General features: G+C 72.9%; 11 protein-coding genes and 1 pseudogene. 6 read left to right on the top strand and 6 right to left on the bottom strand.

All coding sequences use genetic code 11. The annotated features are described in order from the left end of the window. Window positions 1-47: 47 nt before the first annotated feature. Entirely contained in the window at window positions 48-3,200 is a 3,153-nt protein-coding gene (locus PJ985_RS03685; RefSeq protein ID WP_271682013.1) for an NACHT domain-containing protein, read from the bottom strand. Window positions 3,201-3,270: 70 nt separating this feature from the next. Continuing rightward, entirely contained in the window at window positions 3,271-6,432 is a 3,162-nt protein-coding gene (locus tag PJ985_RS03690) for an NACHT domain-containing protein (RefSeq protein WP_271682014.1), read from the bottom strand. Window positions 6,433-6,577: 145 nt separating this feature from the next. Here PJ985_RS03690 and pip point away from each other — a divergent pair, with 145 nt between their 5' ends. The 5 genes from pip to PJ985_RS03715 all read left to right on the top strand — a co-directional run bounded on the left by pip (window position 6,578) and on the right by PJ985_RS03715 (window position 9,862). Continuing rightward, complete coding sequence (pip, locus tag PJ985_RS03695) at window positions 6,578-7,525, top strand: prolyl aminopeptidase (protein WP_271682015.1); 948 nt, start codon at window positions 6,578-6,580, stop codon at window positions 7,523-7,525. Between the two features lie 289 nt (window positions 7,526-7,814). Beyond that, a complete protein-coding gene (locus PJ985_RS03700) occupies window positions 7,815-8,243 on the top strand; it encodes an ATP-binding protein (protein WP_271682016.1) in 429 nt (142 codons plus the stop codon). A gap of 135 nt (window positions 8,244-8,378) precedes the next feature. Continuing rightward, window positions 8,379-8,600 (top strand): hypothetical protein, encoded by a 222-nt coding sequence (locus PJ985_RS03705; RefSeq protein WP_271682017.1) that lies wholly within the window; start codon window positions 8,379-8,381, stop codon window positions 8,598-8,600. 86 nt (window positions 8,601-8,686) lie between these two features. Continuing rightward, complete coding sequence (locus tag PJ985_RS03710; RefSeq protein WP_271682018.1) at window positions 8,687-9,259, top strand: DNA-3-methyladenine glycosylase I; 573 nt, start codon at window positions 8,687-8,689, stop codon at window positions 9,257-9,259. Window positions 9,260-9,448: 189 nt separating this feature from the next. Then, entirely contained in the window at window positions 9,449-9,862 is a 414-nt protein-coding gene (locus PJ985_RS03715) for a GNAT family N-acetyltransferase (RefSeq protein WP_271682019.1), read from the top strand. Window positions 9,863-10,015: 153 nt separating this feature from the next. On the opposite strand, the gene PJ985_RS03720 is transcribed toward PJ985_RS03715, so the two are convergent. After that, window positions 10,016-10,942, bottom strand: coding sequence for an A/G-specific adenine glycosylase (locus tag PJ985_RS03720; RefSeq protein WP_271682020.1), 927 nt, complete (start codon window positions 10,940-10,942; stop codon window positions 10,016-10,018). 280 nt (window positions 10,943-11,222) lie between these two features. Here PJ985_RS03720 and PJ985_RS03725 point away from each other — a divergent pair, with 280 nt between their 5' ends. Further along, window positions 11,223-12,071, top strand: coding sequence for a hypothetical protein (locus tag PJ985_RS03725; RefSeq protein WP_271682021.1), 849 nt, complete (start codon window positions 11,223-11,225; stop codon window positions 12,069-12,071). Window positions 12,072-12,369: 298 nt separating this feature from the next. Here PJ985_RS03725 and PJ985_RS03730 read toward each other — a convergent pair. The 3 genes and pseudogenes from PJ985_RS03730 to radA all read right to left on the bottom strand — a co-directional run. Then, window positions 12,370-12,675 (bottom strand): annotated as a pseudogene (locus PJ985_RS03730) (mycothiol transferase); the annotation flags it as partial. Between the two features lie 47 nt (window positions 12,676-12,722). Then, window positions 12,723-13,841, bottom strand: a complete 1,119-nt coding sequence (gene disA / locus PJ985_RS03735) for a DNA integrity scanning diadenylate cyclase DisA (RefSeq protein WP_271682022.1) — start codon at window positions 13,839-13,841, stop codon at window positions 12,723-12,725. A gap of 41 nt (window positions 13,842-13,882) precedes the next feature. Beyond that, window positions 13,883-15,307, bottom strand: a complete 1,425-nt coding sequence (gene radA, locus PJ985_RS03740) for a DNA repair protein RadA (RefSeq protein ID WP_271682023.1) — start codon at window positions 15,305-15,307, stop codon at window positions 13,883-13,885. Between the last annotated feature and the right edge of the window lie 112 nt (window positions 15,308-15,419).

Genomic DNA, 15,419 nt, shown 5'->3' on the forward strand with positions numbered 1-15,419 from the left:
GCGGGGATGGGGCCCGCCGGGACAGCAGGGGACCTCGGGGACAGCGGTCAGTAGCGGGAGGGATGCTCCACGCTCAGCTCCACGCCGGCGAGCCGGTCGGTCCCCCGGAGGCTCTCGGCCTCCTCGATCACCACCGACCGCAGCCCGCCCAGGGCCACCAGCGGCGTCAGGTCCACATGCCGCGGATGCCGCATGGTCAGGTGTGCGAGACCCGGGAAGAGCCGCGGCAGCCGCTCCAGCCCGGCGCCCTCGTCCGGCGGGTGCAGATACAGGTGAGTGATCCGTGGAAGGGCCTCCGCCCGGAGCTCCAGGGCCCGCAGCTGCGGCAGGGTCAGGGCCAGGGACTCCAGCTCAGGCAGGGCGGCCACGGCGTCCCACTCCTCGGGAGAGGGCCGGGCCCGGTGTGACTGCAGAGCCAGGTGCCGCAGCCGGGGCCACGCCGCCAGACGGGTCAGCGGGACGGTGGGAGGCGGCTCGAAGGTGTGCAAGGGGGCACGCTCGGGCGGGTCGAGGGGCTGCGTCAGCCGGAGGTGCAGCATGTCGAGTCGCCGCACCCGGTCGAGGGGCTCCAGGCTCCGCAGCCCCTGGCAGGCCTCCAACGTGACCCGGGTCAGCCCGGGGACGCCCGTGAGCGGCCGCAGGTCGGTGACCGCCGGGCAGTTGACCAGCGCGAGTGACTCCAGGTGAGGCAGGGCCGACAGGCAGGAGAGGCCGGTGAGCCGGCTGTTGTCCCGGATGTTGAGCCGGGTGATCCGCTTCCCGGCCACCGCCCCCATGATGTCCTCGGCGTCGAAGTCCCCGAGAACATGCAGCCAGGCGTGGTCCACCACCTCGTGGAACACCCGCAGCTCCTCCTGGGTGCGGGCAACCAGATACCAGCTGTCGTCCTCCGGGAGATGGCGGATGATCTCCGTCGCGTAGTGCGTGGCGTCGAAACGGTTCCAGGCCCAGGCCAGCTGATTGCGGACGCCCCGCCCGGGGTGGTGGGCGAACCGGGCCAGCTTTGTCAGGGCGGCATCGGTCGCGATTCGGCCGGCGGTGACCACGACCGCCCGGGCCTCCTCGTCCGTCAGCTCTTCCGGACCCGGCAGCAACTCCAGCGCCACCGGGCCGACCGCGGCCAGCGACTCGGCCTCGCCCAGGGTCCGCGGCGGCATGACCTCCGAGGCCCGCTGTTCCGCCAGCTTCCGTACCGTCGGGTCGAGTTGCGTCGCATGCTCCAGGCAGGCCATGGCGAGCAGGTGCAGTCGCACCCGCTGCTCGGCGTCGGCGTCTCCGCGGGCCACCAGCGCCCGGAGCAGCCGGGCGCGCTCCTCCGGCCGGCAGTGGGCGACCGCCATCCGGATGACGTCCTCCCACTGATCGAGGTGCGCGTGGTCCACGAGCAGCGGGAAGTCCTGCTCCTCCACAGCCTCCTTGGCGCCCAGGTAGTCCTGGAAGGTGCGGTGCACGAAGTCCACCGCCCCGGGGGACGGCTCCCGCAGCAGGCCCGACCGGTCCAGCAGGTGCCGGTAGACGGCCCGCGCCGACTCCGGCGCGCCCACATGCGGCATGGACGGCAGCACCCGCTCCAGCAGGCCCACCGCGACCTCCTGGTCCATCTCCGAACGCCCGTTGCGGATCAGCCAGTACGCCAGCTTCTGCAGCAACTGCACCTGCGCCTCGGCGTCCAGCTCCACACCGCTCGGGCTGCCCATGTCCCGCTCGCGGTCCCGGCGCTCCAGCAGCATCGTCAGCGCCGCGTCATACAGCGCTTTCCGGCCGCGCGGCAAGTAGCCGCGCCGCTCCCGGTGCAGCGCGCAGATCAGCCCGCACATCAGCGGGTTGGTGGCGAGCCGCCCGAGGTCCGGCTTCAGGCGCACCGCGTCGAGCAGTTTGACCTCGTACAGTGGGTCCGCCCGCACGGCACGGTGCCACCGGCGGATGAACGCCGCGACATCGTCCCGGCTCATCTGGGTCAGCGACAGCTCGGAGAAGTCCTCGGCGGAGAGCCAGCCCTCCCGCACCGCGGAGGGCCGCGCGGTGACCAGCCACAGATTCCCGGGGAAGGCGTGCAGCAGCTCGCGCAGCCAGCGCCGGGCGTGTTCCCGCTCCTGCTCCGGGACCTCGTCCAGCCCGTCGATGAGCAGCAACCCCCGCCCGGCGCTCAGCACCCGCTCGGCCCACCCCGGCGGCGGAGAGAGCGGGCAGCCCACCGCGGTCAGGAAGGCGGCCGGCGCCGGCAGCTCCTTCCCGCTGCGGGTGAGGGTCCGCAGGGGCAGCACAAAGGGCACCCGGCCCCGCAGATGCTGCATGCCCTCGCCGAGCTCCTGCCGTGCGGTGGTGACCGCGAGCCACTGCACCAGCGTGGTCTTCCCGGAGCCTGCGACGCCACGCAGCAGCACCCGCTCCCGCCCGGCCAGTGCCCGCTCCGCGGGCTGCGGAGCCGGCGGCTGGTCGTCCTCGTCCGGCGGGGTGCCGCCGCCTCCTCCGCGCCAGGGCCTGCGCTCCACCGCCTCCAGACTCAGGTAGGCGGCGTCCAGCGGCCACTCCCGGGCATGGTCGAGGTCGATGCCGTAGATGGTGAGCAGGCTGTGCTTGCCCACCAGATAGCGCCCGTACCGCTCCTCGAACTCCAGGTCCTGCACCCGGAGCGACGGCGGCAGCTGACCGAGCAGGGAATCGGTCAGCGCGATCAGCCGCCGCAGCATGCGGGTCTGCTCGACGAGAGCGCTGGGGATGAACGTGGAGCGCTGGGTGAAGAAATGGAGGATGTGCAGGCTTGCGGTGTCGATGAGCCGGTCGTGGAACCGGGCGGCGTCCGCGGAGAGCGCGCGGGTGGCCTCCGGGGTGCGGGCGCGCAACTGACGGGCGAACTGCTCGTGCCCGAGCCCCACGGCATGGGCGTCGTCCATGGTCAGATCACCGAGACCGGTGAGGGTGCGGACGACGGCGCCGGTGAGGGCTTCCTGTTCGTCCTCGGGGACGACGGGATCGTGCGGGCCCGCGGCCTGCACCGCCCGCTGCACCAGCCGGCCCGTCAGCTTGCGCAGCTCGTGCTCGGTGAGGGTCCGGGTCTCGCCGGCGAAGGAGACCAGCGAGGACACCCGGACGGGCTGGTCCACCAGCCCGGCGCCGGGTCCGTCCTGCCGGAACAGGCGTGTGATCAGCGGGCCGACGGCCCCCGAGGCCAGCCGCAAGCCGAAGTGTGCGGGATCCATGCAGCCCGAGCGTAACGAAGTGCGCTGACAGGGAGTTGGGTACAGGACGCGGGGCCTGTGGTTCGGCGAGTCAGTAACGGGAGGCGGGACGGTCCGTCAGCGTTACATGCGGCGGACAGTTCACCCGGCCGCTGGGCGCGGAGATGTGCAGGGACCGGAGGGACTCCAGCCGGGCCAGCGGCGCCAGGTCCTCCGCGTCGGCGGTGAAAGTCGATGAAGTCAGGCCCGGCAGGGAGCCTGCCATCGTTTCGAGCACATCGACGGGCAGGGGGGTCGAACGGTCGGTCGACCAGAGGTGAGTGTGCGTTATCCGGGGAAGGACAACCCCTGTCTCCGCGAGGTTGCGCAACGTCACCGGGCGGACCGCCAGGAACCTCAACCGCTCCAGACCGGCGAGGGCTCCCCACTCTTCGGGGTCAATGGGTCGCTCGACGACCTGGAGGGACAGACGGGTGAGGCCGGGCCAGGACCGGAGGTCGCGGAGGTCGGGGGGATTATCCGGGAGGGCCAGTTGTCGCAAGGGAGCTCGCAGTGGCAGTTCGCGCAGGGACGGCAGCTCGGTGCCGGGCAGGAGGAAGAGACCTCCCAGCGTCTCGAGAGCGCCGAGTCCACTGACTCTTGCTCCCGGCGGTGAGCCGAAGAGCAGGGAACGCAGGGGAGCCCCGGCCAGCGGTGTGAAGTCCGTGACCGCGGAGGACCCGGTCAGCTTCAGTTCCTCCAGGCCACCGAAGTCCCGGAGAAGGCAGAGGCTGTGCAACTCACAGTTTTGCAGGGTCAATGCGGTCAACGGGTGGTGCGCCAGTGCCGTACGGATCTGCTCCTCGCTGAAGGAACCGTCGAGGTTGATCCGCCGCAGCCCTGGCAGTTCAGCCAGCAGGGCAAGCTCCTCCGCGTTGCTCGCCTGGAGCTGAAGTTCGCCGTCACGCGGCAGGTGGGTGACGATCTCGTCGAAGTAGCGTCCGGTGTCGAAGCGGTGCCAGCTGTAGGCCAGCTGGCGCTGCACCGCCAGGGACGGGTGGTCCCGGTAGGCACGCAGCGTCTTGAGCGCCCCGTCGGTGGCGAGCCGGGAGGCGGCGACGACCACGGCCTCCGCCTCGTCGTCGTCCAGCCCTTCCGGGCCCGGCAGCAGACCCAGCACCACCGGGCCGGTGCGGGCCAGGGTCCGTGCCTCGTCGTTGGTGCGGGGCGGGAGGTAGTCGGCGGCGCGGGCCAGCACGGCCTCCCGGATGTCGGGCCGCACCTGGGTGGCGTGCTCCAGGCAGGCGGCGGCCAGCAGGTGGAGCCGCACGGCGTGCTCGGGCTCGCGGTCGCCCCGCTCCAGCAGTGCCTGGAGCAGTTCGCCCCGCTGCGCGGGCTGCGCGTGGGCGACCGCCATGCGCACCACGTCCTCCCACTGGTCCAGGTGCGCCTTGTCCACCAGGGCCGGGAAGTGCTGCCAGTCGACGACCTCCCGCGCCCCGAGGTAGTCCTGGAAGGTGCGGTGCACGAAGTCCACGGTTCCGTCGACGGGTTCCCGCAGGACGCCGGAGCGCTCCAGCAGGTGCCGGAGCACCGTCTCTCCCGTGCCGAGTCCGGTGCCCTGGTGGAGGGCGGGCAGGGTCTGGCCGATGAGCCGGGCGGCCAGGGAGCCGGCCATCTCGGAACGGCCGTTGAAGATCAGCCAGTGGGCGAGCTTCTGCAGCAGCGAGATCTGGGTGTCCGCGTCGAGTTCGAGTGCGCCGCGCGGCGGGTCGGGGCGTTCCCGGTCGCGGCGCTCCAGCAGCATGGCCAGCGCGGCGTCGTACAGCGCCTTGCGACCCCGTGGGAGGTACCCGTTGCGCTCTCGGTGCAGCGCGCAGAGCAGGGCGCACATCAGCGGGCTGGTGGCCAGCGCGCTGAGATCCGGGCGGGAGCGGACGAGGTCGAGCAGTGCCTGCTCGACCTCCGGCTCCGCGCCGACGGCCCGGTGCCAGCGGTGGACGAAGGCCTCGAACTCCCGGCTGCCCATCGGCGTCATGGACAGCTCGGTGAAGTTCTCGGCGTCCAGCCAGTCCGCCCGCACGGCGGACGGCCGGGCGGTGACCATCCAGAGGTTGCCCGGGTACGCGGTGTCCAGGCGGCGCAGCCAGCGCCGGACCTCCTCCCGTTCGCCTTCCGGCACTTCGTCGATTCCGTCGACCAGCAGCAGTCCCCGCCCCGCCGCCAGCACCCGGTCCGGCCAGCCGGGTGGCTGCGCTCCCGCCAGCGGGCAGTTCACCGCGGACAGGAAGTCCTCCGGGGCGGGCAGCGGGCGGCCGGTCCGGGTCAGGGTGCGCAGCGGCAGCGGGAAAGGGACCTTGCCGAGCAGGTGGTGCATGCTCTGCCGGGTCTCCTGCCGGGCCGCGCACACCGCCAGCCACTGGAGCAGTGTGGTCTTGCCCGAGCCCGCGCCGCCCCGCAGCAGTACCCGGGGGAGGCCGCTCAGCGCCCGGTCGGCGCGCTGCGGTGTTGCGGGAGCGCCGAGCGCGCTGGGATTGCCCCGGTCATCGGCCTCCGGTTCCCGGCCGGCCGCCTCCAGGCTGAGGTAGGCGTCGTCGAGCTTCCACTCCCGGGTTCGGCGCAGGTCCAGCCCGTACACCGTGAGCCGGCTCTGCTCCCGCACGACGTACTCGGCGTACCGGGCCTCGAAGGTGCTGTTCTCGGCCGATTTCGGCGGGGTCCGCTCCAGCAGCAGGTCGGTCCTGGCCCGCAGCGTGTCCAGGTCCCGGCTCTGCTGGACGAGCGTCCGGGCGACGAAGGTGGAGCGCTGAGTGAAGAAGTGCAGGATGTGCAGGCAGGCGGCCTCCAGGAGGGCATCGAGGAGGAGTTCCGCGTCCCCGGAGAGCTGTTCGCCTCCCCGCTGCCGCTGCCCTCGGCGCAGCTCCGCCGCCAGGGCCGCCGGGCCGAGCCGGACGGCCTGCACGTCGTCCATGTCCAGGTCGCCCAGGCCGTGCAGGCTCCGGGCAAGGGCGGTGACGAGGGGCTCGGTCTCGCCGGGCGGCAGGGCGTCGTGCGGTCCGGCGGTCCGGGCCGCCCGGTCCACCAGCTCCCGGGCCAGCCGGACGAGATCCTCCTCGGCCAGGGTGCGCTGCTCGCCCCGGAAGGACACCAGTGCGGAGACCCGCACGGGCCGGTCCACCAGTCCGGCCCCCGGCCCGTCCTGCCGGAACAGTTTCTTGGCCATCGCGGTCAGCAGACTCGTGCCGAGCCGCAGCCCCACCCCGGACGGATCCATGTCTCCCCCAACCCCGCGCGCCCACCAAGCCGTTGACCGATCGTAAATCCCGCTGCGGCGCGTCGGGCCACCCGGCTACGGTCGGACGGTCGCGGCATCCGCACAGCAGGCCGCCCATCACACCGGACAGAAACACGGGGAACGGATGAGCTATCCGGAGATCGAGCCGTACGAGCACGGGATGCTCGACGTAGGTGACGGCAACCTCGTGTACTGGGAGGTCTGCGGGAACCCGCGGGGCAAGCCGGCCGTGTTCGTGCACGGCGGTCCCGGCTCCGGCTGCAACGCCGGGATGCGCCGCTGTTTCGATCCGGCCGCCTACCGCATTGTGCTGTTCGATCAGCGGAACTGCGGCCGGAGCACGCCGCACGCGAGCGACCCGGACACCTGCCTCGACAGCAACACCACCCCTCATCTCCTGGCCGACATGGAGCAACTGCGGCAGCGCCTGGGCATCGACCGGTGGCTGGTGTTCGGCGGTTCCTGGGGGGCGGCACTCGGACTGCTCTACGCCGAGCGGTATCCGGAGCGGGTGACCGAGCTGGTGCTGACCGGGCTGGCGACCGGCCGGCGGGCGGAAACCGACCTGCTCACCCGCGGACTGGGGCACGTGTTCCCGCAGGAGTGGGAGCGCTTCCGGTCCGCCGTGCCCGCCGCCGAGCGTGACGGCGACCTGGCCGCCGCCTACCGTCGCCTGCTGCACGACCCCGACCCCGCCGTCCGGGACAAGGCCGCGCGGGACTGGTGCGCCTGGGAGGAAGCCATCGTGCCGGCCGCTCCCAAACCGTTCCTCCGGTATCAGGATCCGGCGTTCCGGATGGCGTTCGCGCGCCTCGTCACCCACTACTGGAGTCATGGTTCCTGGCTCGAGGAGGGCATCGTGCTGCGGGAGGCCGGCCGGCTGGCGGGCATCCCCGGGGTCATCGTCCAGGGCACCCTGGACCTGGGCAATCTGCTGGGCACCCCCTGGGAACTCGTCCGTGCCTGGCCGGAGGGTGAGCTCGTCCTCGTCGACGAGGCGGGGCACTTCGCCGGCGCGCCCGGGATCTCAGACGCTCTGTTGGCGGCCACCGACCGCTTCGCCCTCCGGTAGCCGGAACCGGCCGAGCGGGCGGGGGCGCGGCGGGCGGGCGGGAGCTGAGGTCGGGGGTCGCGGACAGTGACGAGTCTCTCCCCCTCCTTCGGGTATCTGTGCCCCGGTGCCGTACTCGCGGGGAACAGCTTCTTCCCCAAGTGATACTCCTGGTCCTGGCGTTGCTCGGCAGGTCGGTAAATCGGCCCGAACGGCGCATCAGAAGGTGCTGCCGTGGCACTCGTCCCGTCACGTGCCCGTTGTCCGTATCTGTCCTGTCCGCGTCCCACCCGCCCCTGAGGAGCACCACATGCATTCTGCTTCGGTCCGCTCCGCGACCGGTTTCACCCTGCTCTTCCCTTCGGACCCGAGGTGGGTGCGCAACGCCCGAGAGGCGATGCGCACCCACCTCGGGTCCGAGGTCCCGGGTGACCCGGAGCTGATCGACACGGCCGTCCTGCTGACCTCGGAGGTGGTCAGCAACGCGGTCGCTGCCTCCTTGCGCTGCCCGGTCCCGCCGCCGGTCGGCCTCCACTGCTACTGGACCTCTACCTCTCCCGGCGAGCTGCACGTGCTCGTACACGACCGGGCACCCGGGGTGCTCACGTCACCGGACCGGCCGGCTGCGCTCGGCGCGGAGCACGGGCGCGGATTGCGGCTGCTCAGCTGCTGTGCCCGCGCCTGGGACATCCGCCGACACCTCCACGACCCCGGCAAGACCGTCTGGTTCCGGCTGTAGGGCCTGCCCGGCGCCGACGGGCCCGCCCGGGCTGCGACGCCTTCGGCCCGGGCGGCTGCGGTCCCTCTCACCGTGCCGCCGGGTCGCCGGACGGCCCGGCGGGGGCCAGGATGGGAGACAGGGAGGTGGGCCGCGATGAAGCATGTGGCGCGCGCCGAGTACGAGGACGACGAGGCCCGGGAGAGGGACCGCGGAGCAGTGAAGACCTGGCACATGAGCCGGGGCGCCGACATCGACGCGATGTGCGGGCGGAAGCTGGCCCCGCACGCCGAGACCCGGTCGGACGATGCCTGGGGGAGCACCGAGGAGCCGTTCTGCCACACCTGCGGTGCCCTCTATCTGCGCGAGGTGCCCTGACCAGCAGCTCCCGCGCCGGTCCCCCGGTTACGGCGGCGGTCCGCCGGGACGGGGCGGTGTCACAGGGCTGCGGCACACTGGCGGGCATGGAGAGTTCATCGGCCGTGGCCGGGCCGGACGGCCTGCTGCGCTGCCCGTGGGGCGCGGAGCAGGACGACTACCGCGCGTATCACGACGACGAGTGGGGGCGCCCGGTCCGCGGGGACGACGCCCTGTTCGAGCGGCTGTGCCTGGAGGCCTTCCAGTCCGGGCTGTCCTGGCTGACCATCCTGCGCCGCCGGGAAGGATTCCGCGAGGCTTTCGCCGGCTTCCGGATCGCCGAGGTCGCGGCCTTCGGCGAGGCGGACGCGGACCGGCTGCTGGCCGATCCGCGGATCATCCGCAACCGGTCCAAGATCGACGCCACGCTGGGCAACGCCCGGCTCTTCGGGCAGTGGGCGGAGGGCGAGCTGACCGAGCTGATCTGGTCGCACGCTCCGCCGGCCGGCCCGGCTCCGTGCCGGCTCGCGGACGTCCCGGCCACCACGCCGGAGTCCGTCGCCCTGGCGAAGGCGCTGAAGCAGCGCGGAGTCCGCTTCGTCGGACCCACCACCGCCTACGCGCTGATGCAGGCCTGCGGGCTCGTCAACGACCACCTGGCGGACTGTCACGCCCGGTGACCGGCCCTGTCCGGCTGCGGTGGGCCCCGTCGGGGCAACCGCCCGCAGCCGCCGGGGAGATCACCCACCCGGGGCCACGGCTCCCGGCGGGTCCGGCGTAGATTTGGCCGGCCGCACCGCCGGGAACGGCGCGCGGAGCACATGGCCCCCACCGGTCCCGGCGGGGGCCGGCACGGAGACAGGACGAGCATGACGGACATACAGCGGGTGACGTCGGTGGCCGGGGTCATGGCGGCAGACGCCCTCTTCGACGGGCCGGTGCGGGCGGACTGGGCGGAGAAGTTCGTCCGGGAGCCCGGGCACCACCTGCTGGTGGCCCGGGTGGAAGGCACCCCGGCCGGCATGGTCACGGGTGTGGAGATGACGCACCCGGACCAGGGCACGGAAATGTTCCTCTACGAGCTCGGGGTCGAGGAGGAGTACCGCGGCCGGGGCATCGGCCGCGGGCTCGTCCTGGCGCTGGCCGAGCTGGCCCGCACGCGAGGCTGTCACGGCATGTGGGTGGCCGCCGACACCGACAACGAGGCCGCCCGGGCCACCTACCGGTCCGCCGGAGGCAGCGACGACGGGCCGACGACCGTCTTCACCTGGGAGCTCGAGTGACGGTCTGCGTGCGAGCCTCCCGGCGACCCTCCGGAAGGCACGGCACCCGATGCCATGTCCCGCGACGCCCGGACCCCTGCGTACCCCCGCGCAGGTGAGCAGGCGCGGGCACGCTCCGGGACGACCCGGTGAGCTGGGGCGGGCGACCGGTGCTCAGCGGGGGCCGGCGCCGGGCAGCCGGTAACGGCCGTCCGGCAACTGTTCGGCCAGGCCGTCGGTGACCAGCCCGCGCAAGGCCCGGGCCCGCTGATCCGGTTCGTCCCACACCTGGTCGAGCGCGGTCTGCGGGACCGGCCCCGCGGCCTCCCTCAGCACCGCCAGCAGCTTGCCCCGGACCTGCCGGTCCGTTCCCGCGTACGTCTGGGCGCGGCGCGGCGGGCCCTCGTGGGGCGGGGAACCGGCCTGCCGCCAGGCGCACAGCCGGGCGATCGGGCAGCTCGTGCAGGCCGGCTTCCGGGCGGTGCACACCAGTGCGCCGAGCTCCATCGTGGCCGCCGCCCAACGGGCCGCGGTGGCGTCTTCCTCGGGCAGCAGCATCCGAGCCAGCTTGCGCTCCGCGGCCGTGGTGGCGTTCGGCGGGAACTCCTTCCCGGTGACCGCCCGGGTGAACACCCGCCGCACGTTGGTGTCCAGCACCGGATGCCGCTGACCGTAGGCGAAGGAGGCGACCGCCGCGGCGGTGTACTCCCCGACGCCGGGCAGCGCCAGCAGCTGGTGGTGGCTGGTCGGCACCGAGCCGCCGTGCCGTTCCGCTATGGCGGAGGCCGCGCCGTGCAGCCGCAGGGCCCGGCGCGGATAGCCGAGCCGGCCCCAGGCCCGCACGGCCTCGCCGGGAGATTCGGCGGCCAGATCGGCGGGCCGGGGCCAGCGCTCCAGCCATTGCTCGTAGACCGGCAGCACCCGGTTGACCGGCGTCTGCTGGAGCATGAACTCGCTGACCATGACTCCCCAGGCCCCGGCTTCGGGCCGCCGCCACGGCAGGTCGCGGGAGTGGGCCGCGAACCAGTCGATGACGGGGGAGTGGAGGGCGGTCGGCTCGGCATCCGGTGTGGCGGGGTGCGCCGCGGTAGTCGCAGTCATAACGGTTCCGATCCTGGCACGCCGGGCCGGGGCCCGGGGGAAGCGCCACGCACCCGGTGGCCACAGCACCCGACGGTGACCGGACCGGGCGTCGCCGTTCGGGGGTATCCGCCCGGGTGGGACACGGGTGCCGGCGGCCGGCCCCGGGAGCCGCCGCCGGGCCCGTTCGGGGCGGTGTGAGCGTTTCCGGCGGACGTGTCCGCACTCCGATGCCAAACGGTGCTCTGCCAAGCGGTGGGTAGGGCCAGGGGGCAGTCCCGCCGTCTCGTAAGGTTTCAGCGTGGGATCTCTGCGCACTCCGATCGGACCACTCCCCTCCTCCATCTACTGGCGGCGGAGAGCCGTCATGCTGTTGCTCCTCGCCGTCCTCGCGCTGCTCGTCTTCTGGGCGCTCCGCACGTCCGGAGGTACCGACTCCACCGGATCCGGAGCGGACGACGCGGCCGGCGGCCCCGCGCCGTCCCTGACGCCCGGTCCCACTGACGGGGAGTCGCACAGCGACGAACGGCCGGGTGGGCGCGAGGATTCCGACGAGGAGGACGCCGACGAGGACGGCGACGGCGACGGCGGAGGGTCCGGGGACGGCTCCGGCGAGGACGGCACGGGCGGCGACGCGGACGACGGTGACGGACCGGAGGGTGACGGCCGGGACAGCGAGGACGGCGAGGCCGGTGACGGCGGCGGATCCGGGGAGGCTCAGGCCGGCGCCGGGGCCGCCGTGGCGGGCCTCCCGGACTGCCGGCCGAGTCGGCTGACCCTCTCGCTGCGCAGTGCCGAGAACGCCTATCCTCCGGGCGAGCGACCCGAGTTGCAGCTGACCCTGCGCAACGAGTCCGGGACGGACTGCCGGATCGACGTCGGCCACGGGGCACTGGAGCTGACGCTCTCCCAGGGCGACGACGAGGTGTGGAACTCCCAGCGCTGCCCCAAGGGTGACGAGTCGGAACTCCTCCGGGTGCCCGCGAACGGCACCGCTGTGCACACCGTCGTCTGGGACCGCCGGCATTCCCCGGAGGACTGCGACGGCTCCCGGGGCCGGGCCGCCGCCACCGGCACCACCTACCTCGCCGAGGCGGAGCTGCCCGGCTTCACCGTGACCCCGATCTCGTTCCGTCTCGACAAGGACTGACCCCGTGGCGGCACCCCTCTGTACTCCAGGGCGCCGGCGACCAGCGGCACACCGTGAAGCGGCGATGCGCGGTGGCGGAGGACGTGCCGGCGTCGGCGGCAGACGCCGCCCGGCACAGCTGCTGGTCAGCACGTACACCACTGCCGTGAACACGGCCCGTTCGTCACCGCGAGCGGTCCCACCACCTTGCGGCCGAGCCGCGAACGACGGCGGGCAACCAGCTCCCGGAGTTCAACAGGAACCAGACGTTTCGACAGATCAGCACTCACGACCGGCATCATGCCGCTCGAACATCACGTCACGTCGTGGAGCAGACCCCCAAGCGCCGGTCGGCGCGGCCACCCCTGGCAGCCTGCTCGATCTTCGCGCAGCAGGCCGCACGGGCCTCCTCGTCGAGAGGCTGCTCGTTTTCGGCACGCACCCCGGTCCGGCCATCGACGCCCTCGCGCAGGATGCCGGCGTGCCCGGCATACCGGATGGTCTCGCCGAGGACATGGACCATGATGGCGAACAGGTTGGTGTGGGGAGAAGGCTCCGACCACCAGGGCACGTGCCCGGGGGCATCAAGGGCAAGCTCGTTGACCGTCGCGTCCGCGTGTTCCCATCAGCCGCCGCACTCCCCCTGCCTCTCGCGGGAGGTAGGTGTCCGGCTCAGACGTAGCGCTCGAGAATCGACGACTCCGCCAGCCGGGACAGCCCTTCGCGCACCGAGCGGGCCCGGGTCTCGCCCACGCCGTCCACTGCCTGGAGGTCGTCCACACTGGCCGCCAGCAGCTTCTGCAGCCCGCCGAAGTGGTCGACCAGCCGGTCGATGACCGCACCGGGGAGGCGCGGGACCTTCGCCAGCAGCCGGAAACCGCGCGGCGAGACCGCGCTGTCCAGCGTCTCCGGGGACGTGCTGTAGCCCAGCGCCCGGGCCACCATGGAGAGCTCGATCAGCTCGGGGTGGGTCAGCCCGTCGAGATCGGACAGCGCGGTGCTCACCTTCCGGGACCGCTTGCCGCCGGCCTCCGGGAGATAATCCCGGACGATCAGCTGCCGCTCCGGCTCCACACCGGCGATCAACTCGTCCAGTTGCAGGGACAGCAGCCTGCCGTCGGTGCCGAGCTCCACGACGTACTCGGCGATCTCGGCGGCGATCCGGCGGACCATCTCCAGCCGCTGCGCCACCGCGGCCACGTCCCGCACGGTGACCAGGTCCTCGATCTCCAGCGCGGACAGGGTGCCCGCCACCTCGTCGAGCCGCAGCTTGTAGCGTTCCAGCGTCGCCAGCGCCTGGTTGGCCCGGGAGAGGATGGCGCCGGAGTCCTCCAGGACCCGGCGCTGGCCGTCCACGTAGAGGGCGATCAGCCGCATCGACTGGCTGACCGAGATGATCGGGAAGCCGGTCTCGATGGACACCCGCTGGGCCGTACGGTGCCGGGTTCCGGTCTCCTCGGTGGGGATGCTGGCGTCCGGCACGAGCTGCACCCCGGCCCGCACGATCTTGGTGATCTCGCGGTCCAGGACGATGGCCCCGTCGAGCTTGCACAGCTCCCGCAGCCGGGTCGCGCTGAACTCGACGTTCAGCACGAACCCGCCGGAGCACAGCGACTCCACGGTGCGGTCCACACCGAGCACGATCAGCCCGCCGGTGTTGCCGCGGAGCACCCGCTCCAGGCCGTCCCGCAACTGCGTCCCCGGAGCGATCGCGCTCAACGAAGCACGCAGCAGCCCGTCCGTTCCGGCTCCGTGCCTGCCGGTGCCGGCCGGCCGGTCACTGCCTGCCATGCGTTCCTCCGCTGACTGTCGATGCCCTGCGCCCGATGAGTCTACCGGCGTGCTTCCGCGGGCCGGTCGGTATCCCGCCGCGCGGCGGGCGGCTTGGACCTGCGCGGGGCGGACGGCAGCACCCGCAGAGCCTCCCCGATGTCGGCGACCTCCTTCACCCGCATGCCCGGCGGCGCCTGCCCGGAATCGGCCGGTACCAGGGCGTGCGTGAAGCCGAGCCGGGACGCCTCGGCGAGCCGCCGCTGCACCCCGGTGACCCGGCGGACCTCCCCGGCCAGGCCCACTTCGCCGATCGCCACGAGATTGCTCGGCAGCGGAGTGTCGCTCGCGGCGCTCGCCAGGGCCAGCGCGATGGCGAGGTCCGCCGCGGGTTCGGAGAGCTTCACCCCTCCCACCGTAGCGGTGTAGATGTCGTTCTTCCCGAGCGCGGTGATCTGCCCCCGCTGCTCCAGGACGGCCAGCATCATCGATACCCGGGAGGTCTCCAGGCCGGAGGTGGTGCGCCGCGGGGACGGGATCTGGCTGTCGACGGTCAGTGACTGCACCTCGGTCACCAGCGGACGGCGCCCCTCCAGGGTGACGGTCAGGCAGGTGCCGGGGACCGGCTCGGCCCGGCGGGTGAGGAAGAGCCCCGACGGATCGGCGAGGGAGGTGATGCCCTCGTCGTGCAGTTCGAAGCAGCCGACCTCGTCCGTGGCGCCGTACCGGTTCTTCACCCCGCGGATCATCCGCAGCCTGGCGTGCCGGTCGCCCTCGAAGTGCAGCACCACGTCCACCAGGTGCTCCAGCAGCCGGGGCCCGGCGATCGCGCCGTCCTTGGTGACGTGACCGACCAGCAGGGTGGACATCCCCCGCTCCTTCGACGCCCGGATGAGTGCCCCGGCCACCTCCCGCACCTGGGCCACCCCGCCCGGTGCGCCGTCGATCTCCGGGGAGGCGACCGTCTGCACGGAGTCCAGCACGAGAAGCCCGGGCTTCACCACGTCGAGCTGACCCAGCACCGCGGACAGGTCGGTCTCGGCGGCGAGGTACAGGTGGTCGTCGAGGGCCCCGATCCGGTCCGCCCGCATCCGTACCTGGCCGGCCGACTCCTCCGCCGTGACGTACAGCGTCGGCCGCTCCGGGGAGGCCGACTTGGCCGCCACGTCCAGCAGCAGGGTGGACTTGCCGACTCCCGGCTCGCCGGCGAACAGCACCACGGCGCCCGGAACCAGCCCGCCCCCGAGCACCCGGTCCAGCTCCGGCACCCCGGTGCCGCGCGCGGTGGCCCCCCGTCCGTCGACCTTCCCGATGGGCAGTGCGGGTGACATCACCCGGGAGGCCGCGGTGGTCTTCACCGCGGGGGCTCCGCCGACCTCCTCGATGGTGCCCCAGGCGTGGCACTCCGCGCACCGGCCGAGCCACTTCGCGGGGGACCAGCCGCACTCGGTGCAGCGGTAGGAGGGGCGGTCTGCTTTTCGGGCCATGCCGCGACGTTATCCCCGGGTGCCGACACCGCCGGACCGGACCCCGGTTCCGGGACACGGCCGCGCGCGCGTCGTCACCCATTAGGAGGAATCTCCTCGCCGCCGCCCCGAC

The organism is Streptomyces sp. ACA25, from assembly GCF_028200735.1.
Taxonomy (GTDB): Bacteria; Actinomycetota; Actinomycetes; order Streptomycetales; family Streptomycetaceae; genus Streptomyces.

Bases quoted from the DNA above. Each gene is read 5' to 3' on its own strand.
- pip (WP_271682015.1), top strand. From the start codon at position 6,578: ATGAGCTATCCGGAGATCGAGCCGTACGAGCACGGGATGCTCGACGTA.
- PJ985_RS03705 (WP_271682017.1), top strand. From the start codon at position 8,379: ATGAAGCATGTGGCGCGCGCCGAGTACGAGGACGACGAGGCCCGGGAG.
- radA (WP_271682023.1), bottom strand. From the start codon at position 15,307: ATGGCCCGAAAAGCAGACCGCCCCTCCTACCGCTGCACCGAGTGCGGC.
- PJ985_RS03715 (WP_271682019.1), top strand. From the start codon at position 9,449: ATGACGGACATACAGCGGGTGACGTCGGTGGCCGGGGTCATGGCGGCA.
- PJ985_RS03685 (WP_271682013.1), bottom strand. From the start codon at position 3,200: ATGGATCCCGCACACTTCGGCTTGCGGCTGGCCTCGGGGGCCGTCGGC.
- PJ985_RS03700 (WP_271682016.1), top strand. From the start codon at position 7,815: ATGCATTCTGCTTCGGTCCGCTCCGCGACCGGTTTCACCCTGCTCTTC.
- disA (WP_271682022.1), bottom strand. From the start codon at position 13,841: ATGGCAGGCAGTGACCGGCCGGCCGGCACCGGCAGGCACGGAGCCGGA.
- PJ985_RS03710 (WP_271682018.1), top strand. From the start codon at position 8,687: ATGGAGAGTTCATCGGCCGTGGCCGGGCCGGACGGCCTGCTGCGCTGC.
- PJ985_RS03690 (WP_271682014.1), bottom strand. From the start codon at position 6,432: ATGGATCCGTCCGGGGTGGGGCTGCGGCTCGGCACGAGTCTGCTGACC.
- PJ985_RS03720 (WP_271682020.1), bottom strand. From the start codon at position 10,942: ATGACTGCGACTACCGCGGCGCACCCCGCCACACCGGATGCCGAGCCG.